The organism is Leifsonia sp. CL147, from assembly GCF_900114565.1.
Lineage (GTDB): Bacteria > Actinomycetota > Actinomycetes > Actinomycetales > Microbacteriaceae > Leifsonia.
In genome coordinates this window covers 241,501-262,609 of sequence record NZ_FOTM01000002.1, presented here as the reverse complement: position 1 = coordinate 262,609, position 21,109 = coordinate 241,501, and the positions used below count along the sequence as shown (strand labels likewise).

Genomic DNA, 21,109 nt, shown 5'->3' with positions numbered 1-21,109 from the left:
CGCTTACCTTAGCAGGGTGCGGATCGCCTCACCGGTCAACTCGTCCTTATTGATGAACCCCTCCGCGCCGCTGTCGGCCACGCGTCTGCCGTAGTCCTGGGCCGAACGGCTGGACGTGAGCACGACAGCCGCCCCGGTCGCCCGCATCTCGGGCACGATGTCGAAACCGCTCGCGTCGGGCAGGCCGACGTCGAGCAGGACCACGTCGGGTGTGAGACGGCGGCTCAATTCGACCCCCCGGGCCGCGGTGTCGCAGTCCCCGACGACCGTGAAGCAGTGCAGCCGGAGCAGTTCGGCGGCCTGTTCGCGGAACCGCTCGTGGTCGTCGACGATCACCACCCGGAGGGACAACATGGCTCCATGATGACCGCACGGGTCCCGGTGTTCATCCGTGCCTCCACGTAAACGGAATGAGGTGGACCCCCGGATGCGGGCCAGGCCCAGGCAGGGACAGGATGTGAGACAACCTCACCGACCCGAACGGTGAGGTTCCTCCGCCCGACCGGCGGCCGACGACCTACCCAGAAGAAGGCGATTCCCCGTGACCCGAGCCGCGGGCCCGACCGGCGCTCCGTCTGCTGCGGCGGGCGCAGTGGCGAGGGCCGCGCGACCACGGCGGACCGCCTCCCCTTCGTCGTCGGCGGCACGGTCGGCGCGCAGGAGCTGCCGCTCGTCGTGATCGCCCTGCGCCGGGCCGCCCGTCGGCGACATTCGTCACGAATGTCCACTCCCCCACACCCCAAGGCGACATTCGTCACGAATGTCCACTCCCCCACACCCCAGGGCGACATTCGTCACGAATGTCCACTCCCCCACACCCCAAGGCGACATTCGTCACGAATGTCCACTCCCCCACACCCCAAGGCGACATTCGTCACGAATGTCCACTCCCCCACACCCCAAGGCGACATTCGTCACGAATGTCCACTCCCCCACACCCCAAGGCGACATTCGTCACGAATGCGCACTCCCCCTCGCGTTAGGGCGACATTCGTCACGAATGCGCACTCCCCCTCACCCCAGGGCGACATTCGTGACGAATGCCGGCCTTACACCAGCGAGTCCCGCCACGCCGCGTGCAGCTGCGCGAAGCGTCCCGTGCCGGCGATCAGGTCGTCGGGCGTGCCGTCCTCGACGACGCGTCCGTGCTCCATCACGAGCACCCGGTCGGCGATCGCGACCGTCGACAGGCGGTGCGCGATGATCACGGCCGTGCGGTCCGAGAGCAGCGTCTGCAGCGCCTCCTGGACCAGCCGCTCGCTCGGGATGTCGAGAGAGCTCGTGGCCTCGTCCAGGATCAGCACGGCCGGGTCGGCCAGGAACGCCCGGGCGAACGAGATCAGCTGCCGCTGTCCGGCGGACACCCGGCCTCCCCGCTTGTTCACGTCGGTGTCGTACCCGTCGGGCAGGCCCTCGACGAACTCGTGCGCGCCGACCGCCTTCGCCGCCCGGACGATCTCCTCCCGGGACGCGTCCGGCTTGCCGAGGGCGATGTTGTCCGCGACCGACCCGCTGAACAGGTACGCCTCCTGCGTGACCATCACGATCGCGCGGCGGAGGTCTTTCGGGTGCAGATCGCGCAGATCCACACCGTCCAGCGTCACCCGTCCCTCGCTCGGGTCGTAGAACCGCGAGATCAGCTTCGCCAGCGTGGACTTGCCTGCGCCGGTCGATCCGACCAGCGCAACGGTCTGCCCGGCCGGGATGTCGAGCGTGAACTCCGGCAGGATGACCCGGTCCTTCTTGTAGGCGAAGGTCACGCCGTCGAAGCGCACGTGGCCCTCCGCCGACCACAGGTCGACCGGCTTCACGGGGTCCGGGACGCTGGGCTCCTCTTCGAGGACGCCCGAGATCTTCTCCAGCGCCGCCGCGGCCGACTGGTAGGAGTTGTAGAACATCGCCATCTCCTCCATCGGGTCGAAGAACCGCCGCGTGTACAGGAGCACCGCGAGCAGCACACCGATCGGGAGAGCGCCGTCGGCGACGCGGAAGCCGCCGACGAGCAGCACGACGCCGACCGTCACGTTGCCGATCATCACGAGCCCGGGGTCGAAGATCCCGAACAGCTGGATGACGCGGGCGTTCACATCCCGGTACTCCTCGACCAGGCCGCCGAACTCCTTCTCGTTGCGCTTCTCCTTCCGGAACGCCTTGACCGCGCGGATGCCGGTCATCGTCTCCACGAAGTGCACGATCACCTTCGCCGACGCCACCCGCGAGATGCGGAAGAGCGCCTGCGACCGCTTCTGGAACCAGCGCGTCAGGAAGTACAGCGGCACCAGCGACCCGAGCAGCACCAGACCGCTGACCCCGTCGATCGAGAACAGCGCGACCGCGATGAACAGCATGTACAGGAAGCCCTGCACCAGCTGGTTGATGCCGGAGTCGAGCAGTTCGCGGATCGAGTCGAGGTCGCTCGTCTGGCGGGAGATGATCCTGCCGGAGGTGTACGACTCGTGGAACTCCAGCGACAGCTTCTGCGTGTGCAGGAACACCCGCTTGCGCAGGTCGAGCAGGATGGCCTGGCTGATCCGCGCGCTCAGGACGGTGTACCACGCGATCAGGGCAGCGCCGATGACGCCCGTGAACAGGTAGGCGACGCCGGCGGCCGCCAGCGGGAGCCAGTCCTGCTTCAGCAGGGCCGGCAGGCCGTTGTCGATGCCGAACGCGATGAGCGCCGGACCGGCCACCTGGGCTGCCGTGCTCACCACGACCACGATCGCCGTCAGCAGCAGCCGCATCCGCAGTGGATGCAGCAGCGAGCCCAGCAGGCGCAGCGAACGGCGCCGGACCTGCCGGCTCTCCTCTTTGCTGAGGTCGTTGCGCTCTTCGCCTTCGACGCCCAGCACTGTCGTCGTGCTCACAGGTTCGCCTCCTCGAGGATCTCGCCAGTCGTATCGTTGTCCGGCTCTTCGTCCTCCAGGCTGGAGATGACGAAGCGGTAGTGCTCGCTGGTGGCGAGCAGTTCATGGTGGGTGCCGACCGCGGTCACCCGGCCGTCTTCCAGCAGGGCGACCCGGTCGGCGAGCATCACCGTGGAGGGGCGGTGCGCGACGATCAGCGCGGTGGTCGACGCGAGCACCCGCCGCAGCGCCGCCTCGACGAGCGCCTCCGTGTCCACATCCAGCGCCGACAGCGGGTCGTCGAGCACCAGGATGCTCGGGTCGGCCGCGACGGCCCGCGCGAGCGCGAGACGCTGCCGCTGTCCCCCGGACAGGCTGAGCCCCTCCTCGCCGACCTTCGTCTCGACGCCCTCGGGCAGGCCGTAGACGAAGCCGGCCTGCGCCACATCGAGTGCCTCGGCGAGCACGCGCTCCGCCTCAGCGGAGTCCGGGTCGAGGTCGTCGCGGCCGAGCAGGACGTTGTCGCGCACGGATGCCGAGAACAGCGTCGCGTCCTCGAACGCCATGGCGATCGCCTTGCGCAGGTCGTACCGGGTCAGGTCGCGCACGTCCACGCCGTCCACCGTGATCGCACCGCCGGTGACGTCGTACAGCCGGGTGGTGAGGGCGGTCAGCGTCGACTTGCCCGAGCCGGTGAGACCGACCAGCGCCATGGTCTCCCCCGGGCGCACCGTCAGCCGGACTCCGTCGAGCAGGTCCGGGAAGCGCTCCGGCGAGTCCTGGTAGCGGAAGTGCACATCGTCGAAGACGAGCTCGCCGCGCGGCTCGGCGATGCGCTTGGGGTCTGCGGGATCGGTGATCGCATTGACCTCGTCCATCACGTCGAAGAAGCGGTCGGCCGCCGTGCGGGTGTCGAACGTCATCGACAGCAGGAAGCCGATGGACTCGACCGGGAAGCGCAGCACGGTCGCCGTGGCGAAGAACGCCACCAGCTCGCCGACGGACAGCTGACCCTGCGCCGAGAGCCACACCCCGACGACCAGGCAGATGCCGAACGCGACATCCGGGACCAGCAGCAGCCAGAGCCAGATTCCCGCGATGGCCTTCGCCTTGGCGATCTCCGTGCCGCGGAGCTGCTCGGCGCGCGACTCGAAGCTCTTCAGCGCGTGCTTGCCCCGGCCGAACGCCTTGAGGACGCGGATGCCGTGCACCGACTCCTCGACAGCCGTCGCCAGGTCGCCCGCCTGATCCTGGCTGCGCCGCGCGATGACGGAGTACTTGTTCTCGAACACGAAGCCGTAGATCCAGAGCGGGATGGAGCACACCAGGAAGATGAGCCCGAGGATCCAGTTCCAGCCGATCAGGATGGCGAACCCGACCACGATCGTGACGACATTGACCACCAGCAGCACGATGCCGAACGACAGCCAGCGGCGGATCAGGCTCAGGTCGCTGACGGCGCGCGACAGCAGCTGCCCACTGGGCCAGCGGTCGTGGAAGGCGACCGGCAGATCCTGCAGCTGCGCGTACAGCGCGTTCCGCATCCGCGCCTCCACATGGGTGCCCGGGGTCAGCACGAACCAGCGGCGCAGCGAGATGAACACGGCCTCCGCCGCACCCAGCCCGACCACGAGCAGGGCCGCAGGCCACACGGCTGCCGGGTCACCGGCCGAGAGCGGGCCGTCGACCAGCCAGCGCAGCACCTGCGGGATGCTCAGGGCGACGAGGCTCGCCAGCAGCGCGGCCACCATGCCGAGCACGATGCGGGGCGCAGCGGACTTCGCGAACGGGAGGATGCGCAGCAGGATGCGCGCGGTGCTCTTCCGCTTCGCGGTGGTCTTCGAAGTCTGAGTGTTCGGAGTCTGGGCGACAGACATGGATGATCCGTTTTCTGTGAGTGTCCGACGTCGTGGAGCCGGCGGCGAGCACGCGGAGGAGTCGCCGAAGACGCGCCGAGGATGGCGGGTCTCGTGGTGGGGATGCGGGGGAGCGTCTGCAGTCGTTCCCGGGTGTCGTGCGCGGCGGCGCGCGGCGAGGGGCGGAGAGCTACCGCCCGGACGGTCGGGCGTCGGCCGTGACGGCAGCGACGAACCCGGGCACGGTGAGCTTTCGTGCGGTCTCGATCGTCGTCATGGCGTCCTCCCAGCCTCGATGTACACGTCCGTTATGCCGCGACAAGGCAGCCCTACAGCTTATTGCCAGGTTCCCGAAAAGCGCAAGAGAAAATTTGCTGGATGTCTCAGTGACGACGAGCTCGCAGTCGCGTCAGCCCCAGGACGCCACCGGCCACAATGAGACCCATCGCCACCAGCAGGCCGCCGATGCCCAGCATGGACCCGGTCGACGCGAGCCCCGGAAGTACCGCCGGCTGGCCCGGAAGCACCACCGGAGCCGCCTCGATCACGGCTTCCGAGGGGGCGGACACGATCGGGTCGGTCGCCCCACGAGGGAGGCCCTGTGCGCGAGCGACGTTGCTGACCACTCGCGCCGCCTCGTCCGCGGACGTGACCACGTAATCGGCGGTGCAGGTCATGGACTCACCCGGGGCCAAAGCGGTCTTCGGGCAGACAGGGGCCGGGAGCGGCCCGGTCCCGCTGAAGTCCGCTGCGGACTCCAGCACCGCGACCGCGGTCAGGTGCGCACTGCCGGTGTTCGTGACGATGTAGCGATAGGTGATCGTGGACCCCGCTGCGGGCAGAGCAGTGGGCGACACGCTCTTCACGACGGCGATTCCCGCGATCGGCTCGCTGATCACCACCGCGTCGTCCGGCGCGGACTCGATCGCTGCTGCACCCCCAGGGGGCGTGCCGTGTGCGCTCGCCGAGTTCAGGATCCGGCCGGCATCGATATCCGCCTGCGTGACCTGATAGTCGGCGGTACACGTCTCCGATTGACCCGGAGCCAGCTCGGACTGCGGGCAGGTCGCCACCGGAAGCGTTCCCGTTCCCGTGAAGCCGGCGGCCGATTCGGTGATCCCGATGGCGGTCAGCGTCACGTTCCCCGTGTTCGTCACCAGGTAGCTGTAGGTGACCGCGTCGCCGGAGCGATGGACCGTGCCCGGAGTCGCCGACTTGACAAGCGAGAGGGCTGGGCTGGCCGTCGCCGTGACCACCGCGTCGTCGGGCGCCGACTCGACGGGGACGGTGTCACCCGGAGGCGTGCCGAGCGCTGTCGCCGTGTTCAGCACCTCGCCTGCGTCGACGTCCGCCTGCGTCACGCGATAGTTCGCCGTGCAGGTCTCGGAGTCGCTCGGCGCCAAGACCGGGAGCGGGCAGACCGCGACCGGAAGAGGACCGGTCCCACTGAATCCGGCGGCGTCTTCGCGGATGTCGATGTCGTGCAGCGTCACGTTGCCGGTGTTGGTGACCAGATAGGAATACGTGACCAGGTCATCCGCCGACGTCACCGTCGCGGGCGACACGCTCTTCACCAGCGTGAGCGCGGGATTCGCCGGCGCGGTCACCGCAGCGCTGGACTCATTCGACTCCGTCGGCGTCGTGGCTCCGGGCGCCGTGCCCTGCGCCGTAGCGGTGTTGTCGACGAAGCCGGCGTCGACATCTGCCTGCGTCACCGTGTAGGCCGCCGTGCAGGTCTCGGAGGTGTTCGGCGCCAGAGACGGCTGCGGGCAGGACGGAACGGGCAGCGGGCCTGTCCCGGTGAAGGCACCGGCGGACTCCAGGATCGTGATGGCGTTCAGCGTCACGGTGCCGTTGTTCGTCACGAGATAGCTGTAGGTGACGGTGTCCCCCGCTGCTGCGACGGTCGCCGGCGCGACCGTCTTGTCCAGCGTCAGGCTCGGGGCGGCGGGAGCCGTCACGTGAGCCGACGAGTCGTTGGACACCGTCGGCGCCGGCTGACCCGGCGCCGTCCCCTCGGCAGTCGCCGTGTTGTCCACGAATCCCGCGTCCACATCCGCCTGCGTCATCGTGTACGTCGCCGTGCAGGTCTCGGACTGGTTCGGGTTCAGCGTGGGGAGGGGACAGGTGGCCACAGGCAAGCCACCCGTCCCGGTGAAATCGGCCGCCGATTCCACGATCGTCATCCCGCTGAGCGGCTGGCTTCCGATGTTCGTCACCAGGTAGGAGTACGTCACCGTGTCCCCCGCTCGCGCCACCGTCGCCGGGTCGACGGACTTGACCAGGGTCACACCCAGGACAGGCACATCTTGCGTGCAGACCGCTGCGGGCTGGGCGGCCGTGCAGTTGCTGCCCTCACTCTCCGATACGACGGTGTTCACCAGGTCGGAACCGGTGTTCGTCGCGTTGGCCGTCCCCGTGTAGGTGATCGTCGCGGACCCCCCGACCGCAAGCGGACCGGACCACGTCAGGACGGGGGCCGCATAGCTGACCGTGCCGGCGGAAGCCGTGGCGTCGTCGTTGTACGTCGCGTTGTTCAGCACGTTCGAGAGGTCGTCGGTGAAGGTCGCCGGGTTCGCTGCATCGAAGGCCACTGTGCCGTTGTTCGTCACAGAGATGGTCCAGGTCACCGTCTGCCCGGGACTCGCCGTCGGAGGCGAGGCCGACTTGGCGAAATCGACGACGCACGCGCCGGCGGGGTTGGTGTTGGTGAACGACGTCGGCCCCGAGCTGTTGCCTGTGTCCGAGCCACCCGTTCCGTTGGTGGTGATCGTCACGTCGTTGGACACCACTCCGGAGACACCGCACGATACCGGCGGAGCGATCGTCTGGAAGCAGGCCTGCACCGGGTCGCCGTTCCAGGTCACCGCGGCACGGCCGAGAGTCACCGCGTTCGCATCGGTGACGCCGAGAAGTTCGACCTGCGCAGTGAGACTCGCTGTGGCCCCCGTCTTCGGTATCGAGGAGATGTCGAGTGTGGTCACGCCGTTCGGCAGTTGCACGTGGTCGAAGCCCGCGACGACCTGACCGTTGCTGTTGAATACCGTGACGACCGCGGATCCGTACGACGTCGACGGAAGGCCGTCGATCTCTACGGAATTCCACGAGTGGAACCCGGCCGCGCCGGAACCGCAGTACGAGGCGATCGGGTTCACCGTTGCGGAGGAGAAGGTCGACGCGCACGGACCGCCTGTGGTGGCATCGAAGGTGTTCATCACCCGGCCATCGCCCGCGGCGAGCAGGCATCCGGGAATACCGGCGACCTGGCGGGAGGTGTAGTTGGTCGGATTGCTCGGCGGCGTGAACCCGGCACAGGGCTGGACCTGCCCGCCCACCATGGTGGCGAAGTCGAAGCAGCCGACGGAATTGTCGCTGTTGACCGGCGGATACACCTTGGTGCCGACGACGAGGGTGTCGCCGCTGAACGAATCATGGAATCCTGCGCTGGTCGGGTACGGGGAGGGGACGCTTCCCCCCGCCAGATTCCAGCAGTTGCCTGCCACCCCCGACTGCAGGGAGCAGACGCCCGTGACAGCGCCTGCACCGTCGAGGATGGGGGCGAGAGCACCGTGCAACGCTGCGCCCGCCGGAACACCGGTCGGCACAGCCACCGGGTAGCCGGGGCACAAGGTGCCCGTCACGACGTTATAGCAGTACATCGTGGGGCCGGCGGCGGTCGGCGAGGCGATGAGCCCCGCGAACACGTAGTTGCCGACGGTGAGTGTGAGCGGCGGCCGATCGGTCCCGGCCACACCGGGGATGTGGAACGTTCCGCAGAGCCCGGTCGAGCTCGTGTCCGAGGGGACGAAGCTCGTCGGGTTGAAGCACAGGATGTCGCCGTCCGCCGTGACGAAGTAGTCGTTGCCGTCCGACGCCGCGAGGCCCGTGCCGCTGATCAACGGGTTGGTGCCGGCGAAGTACGGCGGGAAGGTCACGTGGGCGATCACGTGGAAGCCGCAGCTGACGAGCGTGACGATGTCGAGGCACATCATCCCGACGGGATACAGCCCGGTCGCGTCCACAGTGCGCGCCTGCGCTTCCCAGGTGAGCGTCGTTCCCGAGAGGAAGGTCCCGTTCTGCCAGGTGGTCGCCATGCTGGTGAACGGCCCCGTACCGAGGGGTGCACCGACCTGGGTGGATGCATAGGAGTTGGTGCCCGGCCAGCCAGGACACACGTTGCCTGTCGCCGTCGTGCAGAGCAGATAGCCCGTCCCCGTGTTGTGGTGATAGGCCGTATAGATCTGATACTGGCCGTTCACCTGGGCGACCACACCGTTGTAAGCGTCGCCACCCGTCTGGTTGATGGTGATTCCGGAGGGAACTTGGAACTGCTGGCTGAACTGCTTCTGAAGGCCGTTGACCGCGGGTGCTGCCCCGCCGGTGAAGCCGACTCCCGTCGCGCCCGCCGGAGGAGCGCCCTGCTGCCAGGTGCCGCCTCCGTTCGAGGAGTACTGAGCCTGGAACGGCTCCTCCGGGATCTGGGCCGGCGGCACGACGAGGGAGCCGTTCACGTACGTTCCGGCGCCGGTCAGCGCATCACGAGCATCGACCGCCGCGTCCGCCCCCGTCGAGTTGGAGTAGTTCATCACCCAGTCGATCGTGTCGCCGGGGTGCGTCTGCCCGGAGCGCTGGCCGCCGGGCGAACCGGGTGAGGCCGCCGAGCTGCCGGTCGCCGGATCCGTGCCGGTCTTGTAGACGGTCGAGACGGGCGTGACATCCGCCGCCGCCGGCTGCGCCCCGAGTGCCACGGCCGACGCCACGAGAAGAATCGCTGCGAGCCCGAAGGCCGACGTCCGCAGACGCCCGTCCCGTGAAGTGAACATCGGTCCTCGATCCGGTATGCGGCAGGGATACGAGCCACATGGTGGTCCAGAGCGAGGACGCTGCGAAAGACAGTCGGGCGGGGAAGCGGTCCCGGTGGGTCAGCGGATCCGGATGGAGAGGCAGGTGACGCAGCCCTCGAGCTTCTCGAACTCGGAGATGTCCACCTGGATGACGGTGTAGCCGAGATCCTCGACGAGCGCGACCGACTTCGGTGCGGACGACGACATCAGCACGGTGTCGTCGGAGAGCACGACGACCGCCGTGCCGTGGGCCTCGGGCACCGGGAGGAACCGCTCGAAGACGCGCGGGTCGTCCACGATCGGCTCGTAGCCGATGACGGTGCCGTCGGGAAGCGCGGTCACCGCGGTCTTCAGGTGCAGGGCCTTCGTGACCGGCACCGCGACCACGTCGTAGCCGAGCGGCCCGGCCAGGGCGCGCAGCTGGCGCACGCCCTCCGCGTTCGTGCGGCCCCCGCGGCCCACGTACACGGTCGAGCCGACCTTGAGCACATCTCCGCCGTCCAGGGTCCCCGGCGCCTCGATGCGTTCGAGCCGCAGGCCCTGCGCCCGCAGCGCAGCCTCCGTGCCGGCGGTCTCTCCCTCGCGCGACTCGGCGCCGGGGCGGGCGATGACGGCGGTCTCGCCGAGGACGACGGCGGTGTCCTCGACGAAGACCGAGTCGGCCATCCGATCGGCGGCAGCGACCTCGACGGTCCGCCAGCCGGCCGCGGAGAGGGCGGCGACGTAGGCGTCCCACTGCGTGTCGGCGAGCTCGGCGTCGATCTCCTGCGGGTCGATGTGCGTGATCAGTCCCTCGGCGAGGTTGGCGGCCGGGATGCGCACCAGCGCGATGCGGCGCTCGCCCCGCTCTCCGCCCTCCACCGCGTGGAACACGGCGTGCCCTGCGGTCGGGAAGGCCACGGCGACGGCCAGCCAGAACGGCAGGTTGATGCCGATGAACGACTGGAAGAGCTGACCCCAGGTGCTTCCCGAGAACGGCACGCTCAGCACCGTGAACAGGATCAGGGTGCCGAGCACCGTGCTCACCAGAGCGAGCACGATGCCCGTCACCACGGCGATCCAGCGCCGGTCCATCGCCCCGAGCAGCGCCGCCGCGAAGCCGAGGATCAGCGCGACGAGCGCGTTCCAGCCGACATACGGCGTGGCGTTCGTCAGGGCGCTGGACTGGAGCTGGCTGGCCACCAGGATCACGAACGTCGCAGCGACGAAGCCGATGGCGGCGGTTGCGAGGGCGGACGAGAAGGAGGCGATGAGGCGGCGGCCCCAGGAAGACGTCATGAGACCCCACCCTAGCGGAGCCCCGCTATGCGTTCGCTGGTTCCCGCAGCCGTCCCAGAGCGAGCTCCTCCGCGGCCTGGAGGGTGGTGATCCCACGCTCGTCGGCCGTGCGGAAGATCCCGGCGACCGTGTCCCCGATCCGCTCCACGCGCTCCTCGGTCGCCTCCGCAGTCACGCCCTCGCCCATCATGTCGAGGAAGATCACGCCGCCTGCGTTGACGACGAAGTCCGGCGCCCACAGGATGCCGCGCGCGGCGAGCCGCTCGGCTCCCGAGCGCTCGGCGAGCTGGTTGTTGGCCGGTCCGACGACCGCGGCGACCCGCAGCTCGTCGATGACCTGTCCGGTCAGCACTCCGCCGACCCCGGCCGGGACGAACAGGTCGCCTTCGACGCGATGCGCCTCCTCCGGCTCGGTCCAGGCAGCGCCGAGGGCGTCCGCCAGCGCGCGCTTGGCCGGGTTCACATCCGTGACGGTCAGGATCGCGCCTTCGCTCGCCAGGCGCGTCGCGATGATCGAGCCGACGTGGCCGAGCCCGAGCACGGTGACCCGGCGTCCGGCCACGGCCCGGTCGCCGAAGGCGCGCTCCAGCGTGGCCTGCAGGCCGGCGTAGACGCCGGTGGCCGTGGCGTCGCTCGGCTCGCCGACGCCGCCCTGCGACGGCGGCAGCCCGCAGACGTGCGCGGTGCGGGTGGCCACGACCGCCATGTCGTCGGCGCTCGTGCCCACATCCTCCGCGGTCATATAGGCGCCGCCGAGCGTCTCGACGGCGTCGCCGAGGTCGAGCATCGCCTCGTACCGCTCCGTCGGGGAGAGCACGGTGCCGCGCGGAAGGTGGATGACGGCCTTGCCGCCTCCACGATGGAGGCTGGCGGCGGCGTTCTTGAACGTCATCCCCTCGGCCAGGCGCAGCGAGTCGGCGACGGCCTCCTGCCAGGAGTCGTACGTCCACACCCTGCAGCCGCCCAAGGCGGGACCGAGGGTGGTGGAGTGCACCGCGATGCTGATGGTGAGGCCGCTCCGCCTCCCCTTCACGACGTGCAGTGTCTCGTGCGGCAGTTCGCCGGGCAACGGGGATGGGGGCAGGACGGACATCGGTGTCTCCTCGTGGGATCGCGGTAACAATGGTGCGGTCTTGTGGACCGCCCTCCATTCTCCCGCGAGCCCGTCACGGAGGCAACGCGATCAGTGGAAGAAGTGCCGCTCGCCGGTGAAGTACATGGTCACTCCTGCGGCCTTCGCCGCGGCGATCACTTCCTCGTCGCGGATGGATCCGCCCGGCTGCACGATCGCCTTCACCCCGGCGTCGATGAGGAGCTGCGCGCCGTCGGCGAACGGGAAGTACGCATCCGAGGCGGCGACAGAACCGGCCGCGCGGTCGCCCGCGCGTGTGATCGCCAGCGTGCAGGAGTCGACACGGTTCACCTGGCCCATGCCGACGCCGACGGAGGCGCCGTCGTGGGCGAGGAGGATGGCGTTCGACTTCACCGCGCGGCACGCCTTCCAGGCGAACTCGAGGTCGGCGCGGGTCGCGGCGTCCGCCTCCTCGCCGGCGGCGAGCGTCCAGCCGGCGGAGGCGGAGGTCACCAGGGCCTCGGGGTCGAAGCGGTCCGCCTCCTGTACCAGCACGCCGCCCGAGATCTGGCGGAACTCGGTGGCGGCGCGCGCGTAGTCGTCCGGCAACTGCAGGATGCGGAGGTTCTTCTTGGTCTGCAGCAGCTCCAGCGCCTCCGGCTCGTATCCCGGGGCGATGAGCACCTCGGTGAAGATGCCCTTGATGGTCTCCGCCATGGCGAGGGAGACGGTGCGGTTCGCGGCGATCACGCCGCCGTACGCCGACACCGGGTCGCACTCGTGCGCCTTGCGGTGGGCCTCCGCGATGTCGCCGGCGATCGCGATTCCGCACGGATTCGCGTGCTTGACGACCGCGACGGCCGGCTCGTGGAAGTCGTAGGCGCTGCGCAGGGCGGCATCCGCATCCACGTAGTTGTTGTACGACATCTCTTTGCCGCCGAGCTGCGTCGCCTGTGCGATGCCGCGCCCGGCCGGGTCGGCGTAGAGGGCGGCCGCCTGGTGCGCGTTCTCGCCGTAGCGGAGCGTCTGCTTCCGTTCGGCACGCGCCTCCCACTGCGGGCCGAACTCTGCGGATGCGGCGGCGGCGTCGTCGGCGGCGGCCTCGGCCGCGTCGGCGACGTCGTTCGACGGCGCCTCGCCGGCGAACCAGGCCGCGACGGCTCCGTCGTAGGCGGCGGTGTGGGCGAACGCCCGGGATGCCAGCTCGCGACGTTGCTCGAACGTGGTCCCGCCGGCCGCGACCGCCCCGACGATGCCCGCATAGTCGGAGGGCGAGACGACGATGGCGACGTTGGCGTGGTTCTTCGCCGCCGCACGGACCATGGCCGGTCCGCCGATGTCGATCTGCTCCACCACATCGTCGCCGACGGCGCCTGCGGCGACCGTCTCGACGAACGGGTACAGGTTCACGACGACCAGCTCGAACGGCTCGATGCCGAGCTCTTTCAGCTGCTCCTCGTGCGACCCGAGACGCAGATCGGCGAGCATCCCGGCGTGGATGGCCGGGTGCAGTGTCTTCACCCGCCCGTCCAGCGACTCCGGGAAGCCGGTCAAGCTCGCGACGTCGGTCACCGCGTGACCGGCATCGCGGATGGTCTGAGCCGTCGATCCGGTCGAGACGATCTCCACGCCGGCGCTCGCCAGCGCGTGCGCCAGCTCGAGGAGTCCCGACTTGTCGCTGACCGAGATGAGGGCTCGGCGGATCGGGATCAGGTCCCGCTCCCGGTACTGGCTGGCGTCGTGACGGGGTCCGCTCATGCTCGGGCAAGCTCCTCGAGGTCGATGTGTCCGTTGGCGATGTCGAGGACGGCGTCGATGAGCAGCCGTCGCTCCACGGGTTTGATGCGCTCGTGCAGGCTCGCCTCGGTGTCGCCGGGCAGCACCTCCACGCGCTCCTGGCTGATGATCGGGCCGCCGTCCACGCTGTTGTCGACGACGATGAGGCTCGCGCCCGTCTGGGTCACGCCCGCGGCGAGCGCGTCGCGCACCGCGTGAGCACCCGGGAACTCCGGCAGGTAGGCCGGGTGGGTGTTGATCAGGTCCGGCGAGAGCTCCTCGACGACCCGCGGCGGCACCAGCCGCATGAAGCCGGACAGGATGGTGAGGTCGGGCTCCCACTGCAGGATCTGCTCCAGGAGGCCGTCACCCCACTCCTCGCGGCTCGGGTACGAGGTGTACGGCACGGTGAAGGTCGGGATGCCGAACCGCTCGGCGTGCTCGAAGCCCTCCGCGTCGCGGTCGGCGCCGACGGCGACGACGCGTGCGGGGAACTCCGCGTCCTCCGCCGCCTCCAGCAGGGCCAGCAGGTTGGATCCGCCGCCGGAGATGAGGACAACGATCGAGAGCACGCAACCAGCCTAGTGGGGGCCGGGGACACCCCTTACCGGCGGGTGCGCGCTCCCGCGGCCAGGCCGATCGCGGCCGCCACGGCGACCTCCGCCGCGGAGATCCCTGCGACGAGCCAGGGATTCGGGCCGACGTCGTGCAGGCGGCCGGGGCCGAGGGCGCCGGAGGACCACCACGCCAGGAGCCCGAGCTCGACGCCCGCGACCACGCCGATCGCGAGGGCCACCAGGAGCTTGGCGCGGACGCCCTCCACGCCTTGCATCGAGGTCGTCGAACGCAGAAGGACGGCGGCGAGGAAGCCGGCGAGGACGGGGACCAGGATGCCGACAAGACCCAGGCTGTAGCCGCCGGGCGGGATGACGCCGAACACCGGCACCCCGGGCAGCGGGCCCAGTGCGGTGCCGAGCGGGCTGACGGACGAACCCGTGCCGATCGCGAAGCCGGGCCCGACGAGCCACGACGCCATCCACACCACGACGTCCGGCAGGATCGCGAGCTGCCCGATCGTCAGGGCCGCTCCCCCGGCGATGCCCGTCTGAAGCTGCTCGTACAGGCTGATGATCGTGCCGTAGTTCCCGAACAGCAGAACGGCGACGATCAGCGCCGCGATGCCGATCACCATCGCGGTCGCGGCGGTGCCGGCACGCACGGCGGCGACGGCTCCCGCACGGAGCGCCCCGGGCACGGCGAGCGCCTGGGCGCGCAGGGTCGGGAGCGCCGCCGGCGCCTCCTCCTCGCGCGGCCGTCTCAGCGCCGCGAAGCCGAAGCCTGCGGCGATGCCGACGGCGTAGACGAACGGAGGGAGCACGATGCCCTGCCAGAGCGACGGCTGCACGATCGCGGACCCCGCCGACAGAACGACCACGGTCGAGATCGCGGCGAAGGCGACCAGGGCGCTCAGCGCACCGACGGCAGGCTGCGGCGTGCCGGCGGCGCGCATGCCGGTGCGCACTCCGAATCCCGCAGTGAGGGCCGCGAAGCCCAGCAGCGCGATCGTCACCTGGAACGGGACGCCCGCTCCCGGCAGCCCCAGCCGGGCGACGGTCTGCGGATCGAGAGCGACGGTCAGGTTGACGCCGTGACCGACGAGCCACACATCCGCTGCGGACCGCCAGACGACCCCGAAGTCGGCTCCGAGCTGGTATTGCGCGGCCCAGAGGATCGTGATGGGGACCAGGCAGATGCCGAGGCCCACCGCGGCGACGATGAGCGCCTCCAGCGCGGCGAGCAGGGCGACGGTTGTGCGACTCATGACCGAACGGAGCCTACCGGCGCGCGGACCGCGGACGCGGCCGACACTTCGACGCTCAGGAGACGGTCATGACGGGCGTGTCGTCGTCCGCTGCTTCCTGGACCGCGACGACCGGCCGCTCCACGAGCTCGAGGACGACCACGACCAGGACGGCGAGAACGAGCGTCCACACCACCAGGGAGGCCGTGAGCGGCCGGACGAACAGCACGACCGCTGCGGCGATCACCGCGACGACGGCACGCAGGAGGACGCGCTGGGTGTACATCCACTCGCCGGTGCGCCCCGTGCTGATGCCGTGACGCTCGGCCGCATCCCGCAGCCGGGATGCGCCTGCCCCGAAGAAGCCGCGCAACCGCCGTGGCGCGGCGAACGGGCCGGCGTACCAGCCGACGAGTGCGACGGAGAGCGCGAGGACGAGCACGGCGACCGCCGTCGCGATCATCGCGCCGGTCACGGTCGAGAACAGCGACTGCGCCAATGCGGCCGGGATCAGCGACGGGGATGCCTGCGCCACGAAGACGAGGCGGGCCACGCCGAGGGCCGCCAGGGTCAGCGCCATCGCCAGTCCGAGACCCACGGCCGCCCAGACCAGCGCGAGCGAGCGCCGTCGCGCGACCACGACGCCGAGGGCGAGCAGCGTGAGCGCCACCCACGACAGCCAGGTGCCTGCGGCCACGGACAGCCCGTAGAACTGCTGGAGCGTGGGGATGGCGGAGGTCTGGGCCACGGTGATCGTCCGATCCACCGTGGGGAGCTGCGATGCGAAGGTGAGCCCCTGATCGACGAGCAACTGCTTCACCCGCGCGACGATCGGTGCGAGCTGGATGCCGACCGAGCCGTCGGACCCGACCGTGACGGCGGCCTTCGGATCGTTCTCCATCGTGGCGACGAACTGGTCATGGCTTGTCCGCAATGCCTGTTCCCAGACCTGGGAGAACGCGTCGGAGGTCACGAAGCGCTGCACCGTGGAGCGCATGAGCGAGACGATCGCCTGCGCCAGCGGCCCCTTCAGCGAATCCAGCGCCTTGGTGGCGACCGGGCCGGTTCCCAGCTGCGTGATCCCGTCGATCACCTGAGAGGTCACGCCGGGGATGTCGACGTGCTGCTGGACCGCCTTCACCGCCTGATCGGTGATGAAGCCCTGGACGCCCGGATCGTGCGCGAGCGGGGCGTAGGTGGCCACGAACGTGTCCGTGTCCGTCAGCTCCACTTTCGCCCAGGATGCGACGACGGCCAGCGGCGCGAGGAGGGCGCCCACGACGATGAGGACCGTCGCCAGCAGCGTCCATCCCCAGCTTCTCCGGTGCTTCGCGGGGGCGGGGACCACATCGGCGGCGACAGGACCGGCAGCCGCCTGCTCGGCGACCTGCCCGCGCAGGAGCGCGTTCTCGGCCTCCAGCCGGGAGAGGCGCTCGATCAGTTCCGCGTTCGTCGGATCAGCCATCGCACTCCCTCCAGGTCGGCCGGCGCGTCCGGGTGCGCTCACTGTAACGCCGTGCGCGGAGGCGCGGACAGAGTGTTCGCCGACCTGTGGACGAACGCGGAAGGGCCGGATCCGTGAACGGATCCGGCCCTTCCGAGTGGATGCGCCTACAGCGCCGCGTAGACCTCGCGGAGCAGGGCTGCGGTCTCGGACGGCGTCTTGCCGACCTTCACGCCCGCGGCCTCCAGGGCCTCCTTCTTGGCCTGAGCCGTGCCGGCCGAACCGGACACGATCGCGCCGGCGTGGCCCATGGTCTTGCCCTCGGGCGCGGTGAAGCCCGCAACGTAGCCGACGACCGGCTTCGTGACGTTCGCCTTGATGAAGTCCGCAGCGCGCTCCTCGGCGTCGCCGCCGATCTCGCCGATCATGACGATCGCCTTCGTCTCCGGGTCGGCCTCGAACGCGGCGAGCGCGTCGATGTGCGTCGTGCCGATGACCGGGTCGCCGCCGATGCCGATCGCGGTCGAGAAGCCGAGGTCCCGCAGTTCGTACATCATCTGGTAGGTGAGGGTTCCGGACTTCGAGACCAGGCCGATCGAGCCCTTGCCCGTGATGTTGGCGGGCGTGATGCCGACCAGCGACTCGCCGGGCGTGATGATGCCGGGGCAGTTCGGGCCGATGATCCGGGTCTTGTTGCCCTTCTCCTTGGCGTACGCCCACGCCTCGGCGGAGTCCTGCACCGGGATGCCTTCGGTGATCACCACGAGCAGCGGGATCTCGGCGTCGATCGCCTCGACCATCGCATCCTTCGCGAACGCGGGCGGCACGAAGATGATCGAGACATCCGCGCCGGTCTTCTCGATGGCTTCGACGACCGTGCCGAACACCGGAAGCTCGACGTCGCCGTGGGTGACGGTCGTGCCGGCCTTGCGCGCGTTCACGCCGCCGACCACCTGGGTGCCCGCCTTCAGCATGAGCGCTGTGTGCTTGGTGCCCTCGCCTCCGGTGATGCCCTGGACGATGACCTTGGAGTCCTTGTTGAGGAAGATTGACATTCTCGTTCGTCCTTCGCTTACTTCGCGGCCAGCTCGGCGGCCTTGTCGGCGCCCTCGTCCATGGTCAGTGCCAGCGTCACCAGGGGGTGGTTCGCCTCCCGGAGGATGCGGCGGCCCTCGTCGACGTTGTTGCCGTCGAGGCGGACCACGAGGGGCTTGTTGGCCTCGTCCCCGAGGATCTCCAGAGCCTTCACGATGCCGTTGGCGACCGCGTCGCAGGCAGTGATGCCGCCGAAGACATTGACGAAGACGCTCTGGACCTGGGGGTCGTTCAGGATGACGTCGAGGCCGGCGGCCATGAGCTCCGCGGAGGCGCCGCCGCCGATGTCGAGGAAGTTCGCGGGCTTCACGCCGTTGTGCTTCTCGCCGGCGTAGGCGACGACATCCAGAGTCGACATGACGAGGCCTGCGCCGTTTCCGATGATGCCGACCTCGCCGTCGAGCTTCACGTAGTTCAGGTCGGCCTGCTTGGCCTTCGCCTCCAGCGGGTCGGCGGCGGCCTTGTCCTCCAGAGCCTCGTGGTAGAGGTGGCGGAATCCGGCGTTCTCGTCCAGGCTCACCTTGCCGTCGAGAGCGATGATGTCGCCCTCCTCGGTGAGCACGAGCGGGTTGACCTCGACGAGTGTCGCGTCTTCGCCGGTGTAGACCGCGTAGAGCTTCACGAAGACGTCGGCGACCTTCTCGACGAGCTCCTCGGGGAATCCGGCGGCCTGAGCGATCTCCACGGCCTTGCCGTGGTCGAGGCCGGCGCGCGGGTCGACCTCGATGCGGGCGAGCGCCTCCGGCTTCTCGACCGCGAGCTGCTCGATCTCCATGCCGCCCTCGACGCTGGTCAGCGACAGGTACGAGCGGTTGGCCCGGTCCAGGAGCACCGAGAAGTAGAACTCGCGGGCGATGCGCGCCCCGCCGGCCACCATGACGCGGTGGACGATGTGGCCCTTGATGTCGAGGCCGAGGATGGCCTTGGCCGCCTCTTCCGCCTCGTCCGGGTTCTTCGCGACCTTGACGCCGCCGGCCTTGCCGCGTCCGCCGGCCTTCACCTGCGCCTTGACGACGGTGACACCGCCGAGTTTCTCGGCCGCTGCGCGCACCTCCTCCGGCGTGTCCGCGACGATGCCCGGAAGCACCGGGACCCCGTACTTCTCAAACAGGTCTCTGGCCTGGTACTCGTATAGATCCACGGTTATCCAATCCGCTGGTGTTCCGGTGCGCTCGTGGCTGCCGATCGACTTTTCCTGGCGGTCCGACGGGAGATAGCTCGACGCCGAGATAAATTCGCCACGACGAACTTTAGTCCCTCCGGCTGGACGGCCCGTAACCGCACGATGTGCTCACATTCGTCTCGGCGACGCAGTTCTCCACCGATGCCCCGCGTGACGGGTCAGGAGAGCGCGTCCCCGGCGACGGTTGATCCATGACCCATCGACCTTTCACCCTCATCACCACCCTCTGTCTCGCCGGACTGGCCGTCTTCCTCGGCATCCTGCAGAGCGTCCTCTGCGCCACGCCCGCGCGGGCCCTGTCTGCAGACGGCCACGGGCCCGGCTATCTCTCCCCCGATGGCTTCTGGATCGGCGCCTACCACTTCGACGACGGCGCCGTGGGCTTCTGCCTCAATCCCGGGAAGCGTGCGCCTGTGGGCCTGGAGTACAGCTATGCCGATCCCGCGGGCATGGGATGGTGGACGCCCGAGCAGTCGGCCGTCTTCGCCTACATCGCCCGGAGCTGGGCAGGCAGCGGCGATCGCCTGACCGCCGCCGCCGGCCAGTTGGCGACGTGGATGTACGCCGGGATGTCCGAGGCGGACGCGCAGGCACACGCCGGTCGCGCCGGGGCGGACACGGACGCCGTGTACGCCAGAGCCCTCGACATGGTCGCGGAGGCGACCACGCGGGGGTCGACCGGCATCCGGGCCGCGGTCGTCATCGAGCTGGCGGAGAACGGGCCCGGCCGCGTCCGGGTGGAGTTGACCGTCGACCGCCTGGCCGGCCCTGACCTGCTCGCCGCGGGCGCCCATCCCGTCTCGGTCACCCTCACCGGTGCCACGTTCGACGACGGCACGGCGATCGCGACCATTCCCTCGGGAACCGATGTCGCCATCCACCCCACGGGAACGGAGGCGAGTGTCGCCAGCAGCGCGACCGCGGCGACCGGGAACCTGCCGTACGGCGACCGGCTGACCGTCGCCCTGCCGACGGTGGATGCGCAGGCGGTCCTGATCGCCCAGCCGTCGACTGCCACGGCCCATGCCGAGGCGACCGCGACGGGACCGTCACCCCTGCCCTTCCAGCCTCGGGTGGAGACGCAGACCTCTGCTGCGGTGGCGCTTCCGGGGGCTCCGGTGACGGACCGGCTGGCTGTGACGGTCGACGACGGGGACGGGCTCCTCCCCACCTGGGGGGTGACATCCTCCGACGAGGGACTGGTACCCGTAACGGCGGTCGTCGAGAGCACGCTGCACGGGCCTTTCGCTGACCCGATCGCCCGAGAAGAGACGGTTCCCGACGGAGCGCCCACCGTGTGCACGGTCGAGACGACGGTGACCGGAATCGGCGAATACACGACTCCGCCGTGCGCCCTTCCGGCGGATGGCTACTACGTCTGGACGGAGCGGATCGACCCGTCGCTCACGGACCCGTCCGCGGGCGGCACGCGATTGCAGCCCTGGACGTCGGCATTCGGGATCGCCTCGGAGGTCACGCATGCTCAGACGCCCGCGGCGATGGGGACCACTCCCGCGGCGGGCCTCGCGGTAGTGGATGCGCATCCGGCCGGGACGGCGGCACAGCTCGCCGACACGGGGACGGACATCCTCGCACCGACGCTGTGGGGCACCGGAGCGAGTATCAGCGGCGCGGCTCTCCTCGTGGCCGGACGGCTGCGCATGTCCCGCAGGGGCCGTCGGCACGGACGCCGCTCTGCACGATCACGGGTACCTGCCGGGCTCGATGGCACATCCGGTCCTGGACGACCCGCACGGCGTTCCGGCCGGCGGCTGTCCGGCCGATGGCTGTCGGGCCGCTGGCTGTTCGGCCGGCGGCTTTCCGGGCCTCGCCGTGGACGTTCGACATGGGTGTGATCGCGGGCAGTAGCACCGGTGCTCTTTCCGCCCACTCGCAGGAGGGCACGGCACCATGGCG

Annotated in this window: 13 protein-coding genes; 1 reads left to right on the top strand and 12 read right to left on the bottom strand. The window is 69.8% G+C overall.

Annotated elements, in window-relative coordinates:
- Positions 1–3: 3 nt before the first annotated feature.
- The 12 genes from BM287_RS03570 to sucC form a co-directional block, all read right to left on the bottom strand.
- Positions 4–354 (bottom strand): response regulator, encoded by a 351-nt coding sequence (locus BM287_RS03570; RefSeq protein ID WP_244527856.1) that lies wholly within the window; start codon positions 352–354, stop codon positions 4–6.
- A 695-nt stretch (positions 355–1,049) separates the two neighbouring features.
- A complete protein-coding gene (locus tag BM287_RS03565; protein ID WP_090036023.1) occupies positions 1,050–2,864 on the bottom strand; it encodes an ABC transporter ATP-binding protein in 1,815 nt (604 codons plus the stop codon).
- Complete coding sequence (locus BM287_RS03560; protein WP_090036021.1) at positions 2,861–4,720, bottom strand: ABC transporter ATP-binding protein; 1,860 nt, start codon at positions 4,718–4,720, stop codon at positions 2,861–2,863. The genes BM287_RS03565 and BM287_RS03560 overlap by 4 nt, the downstream gene beginning before the upstream one ends.
- A 362-nt stretch (positions 4,721–5,082) precedes the next feature.
- Positions 5,083–9,522 (bottom strand): DUF7507 domain-containing protein, encoded by a 4,440-nt coding sequence (locus BM287_RS03555; protein WP_090036019.1) that lies wholly within the window; start codon positions 9,520–9,522, stop codon positions 5,083–5,085.
- Positions 9,523–9,621: 99 nt separating this feature from the next.
- A complete protein-coding gene (gene ddaH / locus BM287_RS03550; RefSeq protein ID WP_090036017.1) occupies positions 9,622–10,821 on the bottom strand; it encodes a dimethylargininase in 1,200 nt (399 codons plus the stop codon).
- A gap of 25 nt (positions 10,822–10,846) precedes the next feature.
- Positions 10,847–11,914: a Glu/Leu/Phe/Val dehydrogenase family protein gene (locus BM287_RS03545; RefSeq protein WP_090036015.1), complete on the bottom strand. Its 1,068-nt coding sequence runs from the start codon at positions 11,912–11,914 to the stop codon at positions 10,847–10,849.
- Positions 11,915–12,004: 90 nt separating this feature from the next.
- Complete coding sequence (purH, locus tag BM287_RS03540; RefSeq protein ID WP_090036013.1) at positions 12,005–13,651, bottom strand: bifunctional phosphoribosylaminoimidazolecarboxamide formyltransferase/IMP cyclohydrolase; 1,647 nt, start codon at positions 13,649–13,651, stop codon at positions 12,005–12,007.
- Positions 13,648–14,241 (bottom strand): phosphoribosylglycinamide formyltransferase, encoded by a 594-nt coding sequence (purN, locus tag BM287_RS03535; protein ID WP_090036011.1) that lies wholly within the window; start codon positions 14,239–14,241, stop codon positions 13,648–13,650. Before purN ends, purH begins: the two co-directional genes overlap by 4 nt.
- Positions 14,242–14,273: 32 nt before the next feature.
- On the bottom strand, positions 14,274–15,491 hold the full coding sequence (locus tag BM287_RS03530; RefSeq protein ID WP_090036010.1) for a cell division protein PerM: 1,218 nt from the start codon (positions 15,489–15,491) through the stop codon (positions 14,274–14,276).
- 55 nt (positions 15,492–15,546) lie between these two features.
- On the bottom strand, positions 15,547–16,935 hold the full coding sequence (locus tag BM287_RS03525; protein WP_090036008.1) for a hypothetical protein: 1,389 nt from the start codon (positions 16,933–16,935) through the stop codon (positions 15,547–15,549).
- Positions 16,936–17,081: 146 nt separating this feature from the next.
- Positions 17,082–17,969: a succinate--CoA ligase subunit alpha gene (gene sucD, locus BM287_RS03520; protein ID WP_090036007.1), complete on the bottom strand. Its 888-nt coding sequence runs from the start codon at positions 17,967–17,969 to the stop codon at positions 17,082–17,084.
- A 17-nt stretch (positions 17,970–17,986) separates the two neighbouring features.
- Positions 17,987–19,150, bottom strand: a complete 1,164-nt coding sequence (gene sucC, locus BM287_RS03515; RefSeq protein ID WP_090036005.1) for an ADP-forming succinate--CoA ligase subunit beta — start codon at positions 19,148–19,150, stop codon at positions 17,987–17,989.
- Positions 19,151–19,383: 233 nt separating this feature from the next.
- Between sucC and BM287_RS03510 the strand changes: the two genes are divergently transcribed.
- Positions 19,384–21,048 (top strand): hypothetical protein, encoded by a 1,665-nt coding sequence (locus tag BM287_RS03510; protein ID WP_090036004.1) that lies wholly within the window; start codon positions 19,384–19,386, stop codon positions 21,046–21,048.
- Positions 21,049–21,109 lie beyond the last annotated feature (61 nt).

Bases quoted from the DNA above. Each gene is read 5' to 3' on its own strand.
- BM287_RS03510 (WP_090036004.1), top strand. From the start codon at position 19,384: ATGACCCATCGACCTTTCACCCTCATCACCACCCTCTGTCTCGCCGGA.
- BM287_RS03530 (WP_090036010.1), bottom strand. From the start codon at position 15,491: ATGAGTCGCACAACCGTCGCCCTGCTCGCCGCGCTGGAGGCGCTCATC.
- BM287_RS03560 (WP_090036021.1), bottom strand. From the start codon at position 4,720: ATGTCTGTCGCCCAGACTCCGAACACTCAGACTTCGAAGACCACCGCG.
- BM287_RS03545 (WP_090036015.1), bottom strand. From the start codon at position 11,914: ATGTCCGTCCTGCCCCCATCCCCGTTGCCCGGCGAACTGCCGCACGAG.
- ddaH (WP_090036017.1), bottom strand. From the start codon at position 10,821: ATGACGTCTTCCTGGGGCCGCCGCCTCATCGCCTCCTTCTCGTCCGCC.
- BM287_RS03525 (WP_090036008.1), bottom strand. From the start codon at position 16,935: ATGGCTGATCCGACGAACGCGGAACTGATCGAGCGCCTCTCCCGGCTG.
- purH (WP_090036013.1), bottom strand. From the start codon at position 13,651: ATGAGCGGACCCCGTCACGACGCCAGCCAGTACCGGGAGCGGGACCTG.
- BM287_RS03570 (WP_244527856.1), bottom strand. From the start codon at position 354: ATGTTGTCCCTCCGGGTGGTGATCGTCGACGACCACGAGCGGTTCCGC.
- BM287_RS03555 (WP_090036019.1), bottom strand. From the start codon at position 9,522: ATGTTCACTTCACGGGACGGGCGTCTGCGGACGTCGGCCTTCGGGCTC.
- sucD (WP_090036007.1), bottom strand. From the start codon at position 17,969: ATGTCAATCTTCCTCAACAAGGACTCCAAGGTCATCGTCCAGGGCATC.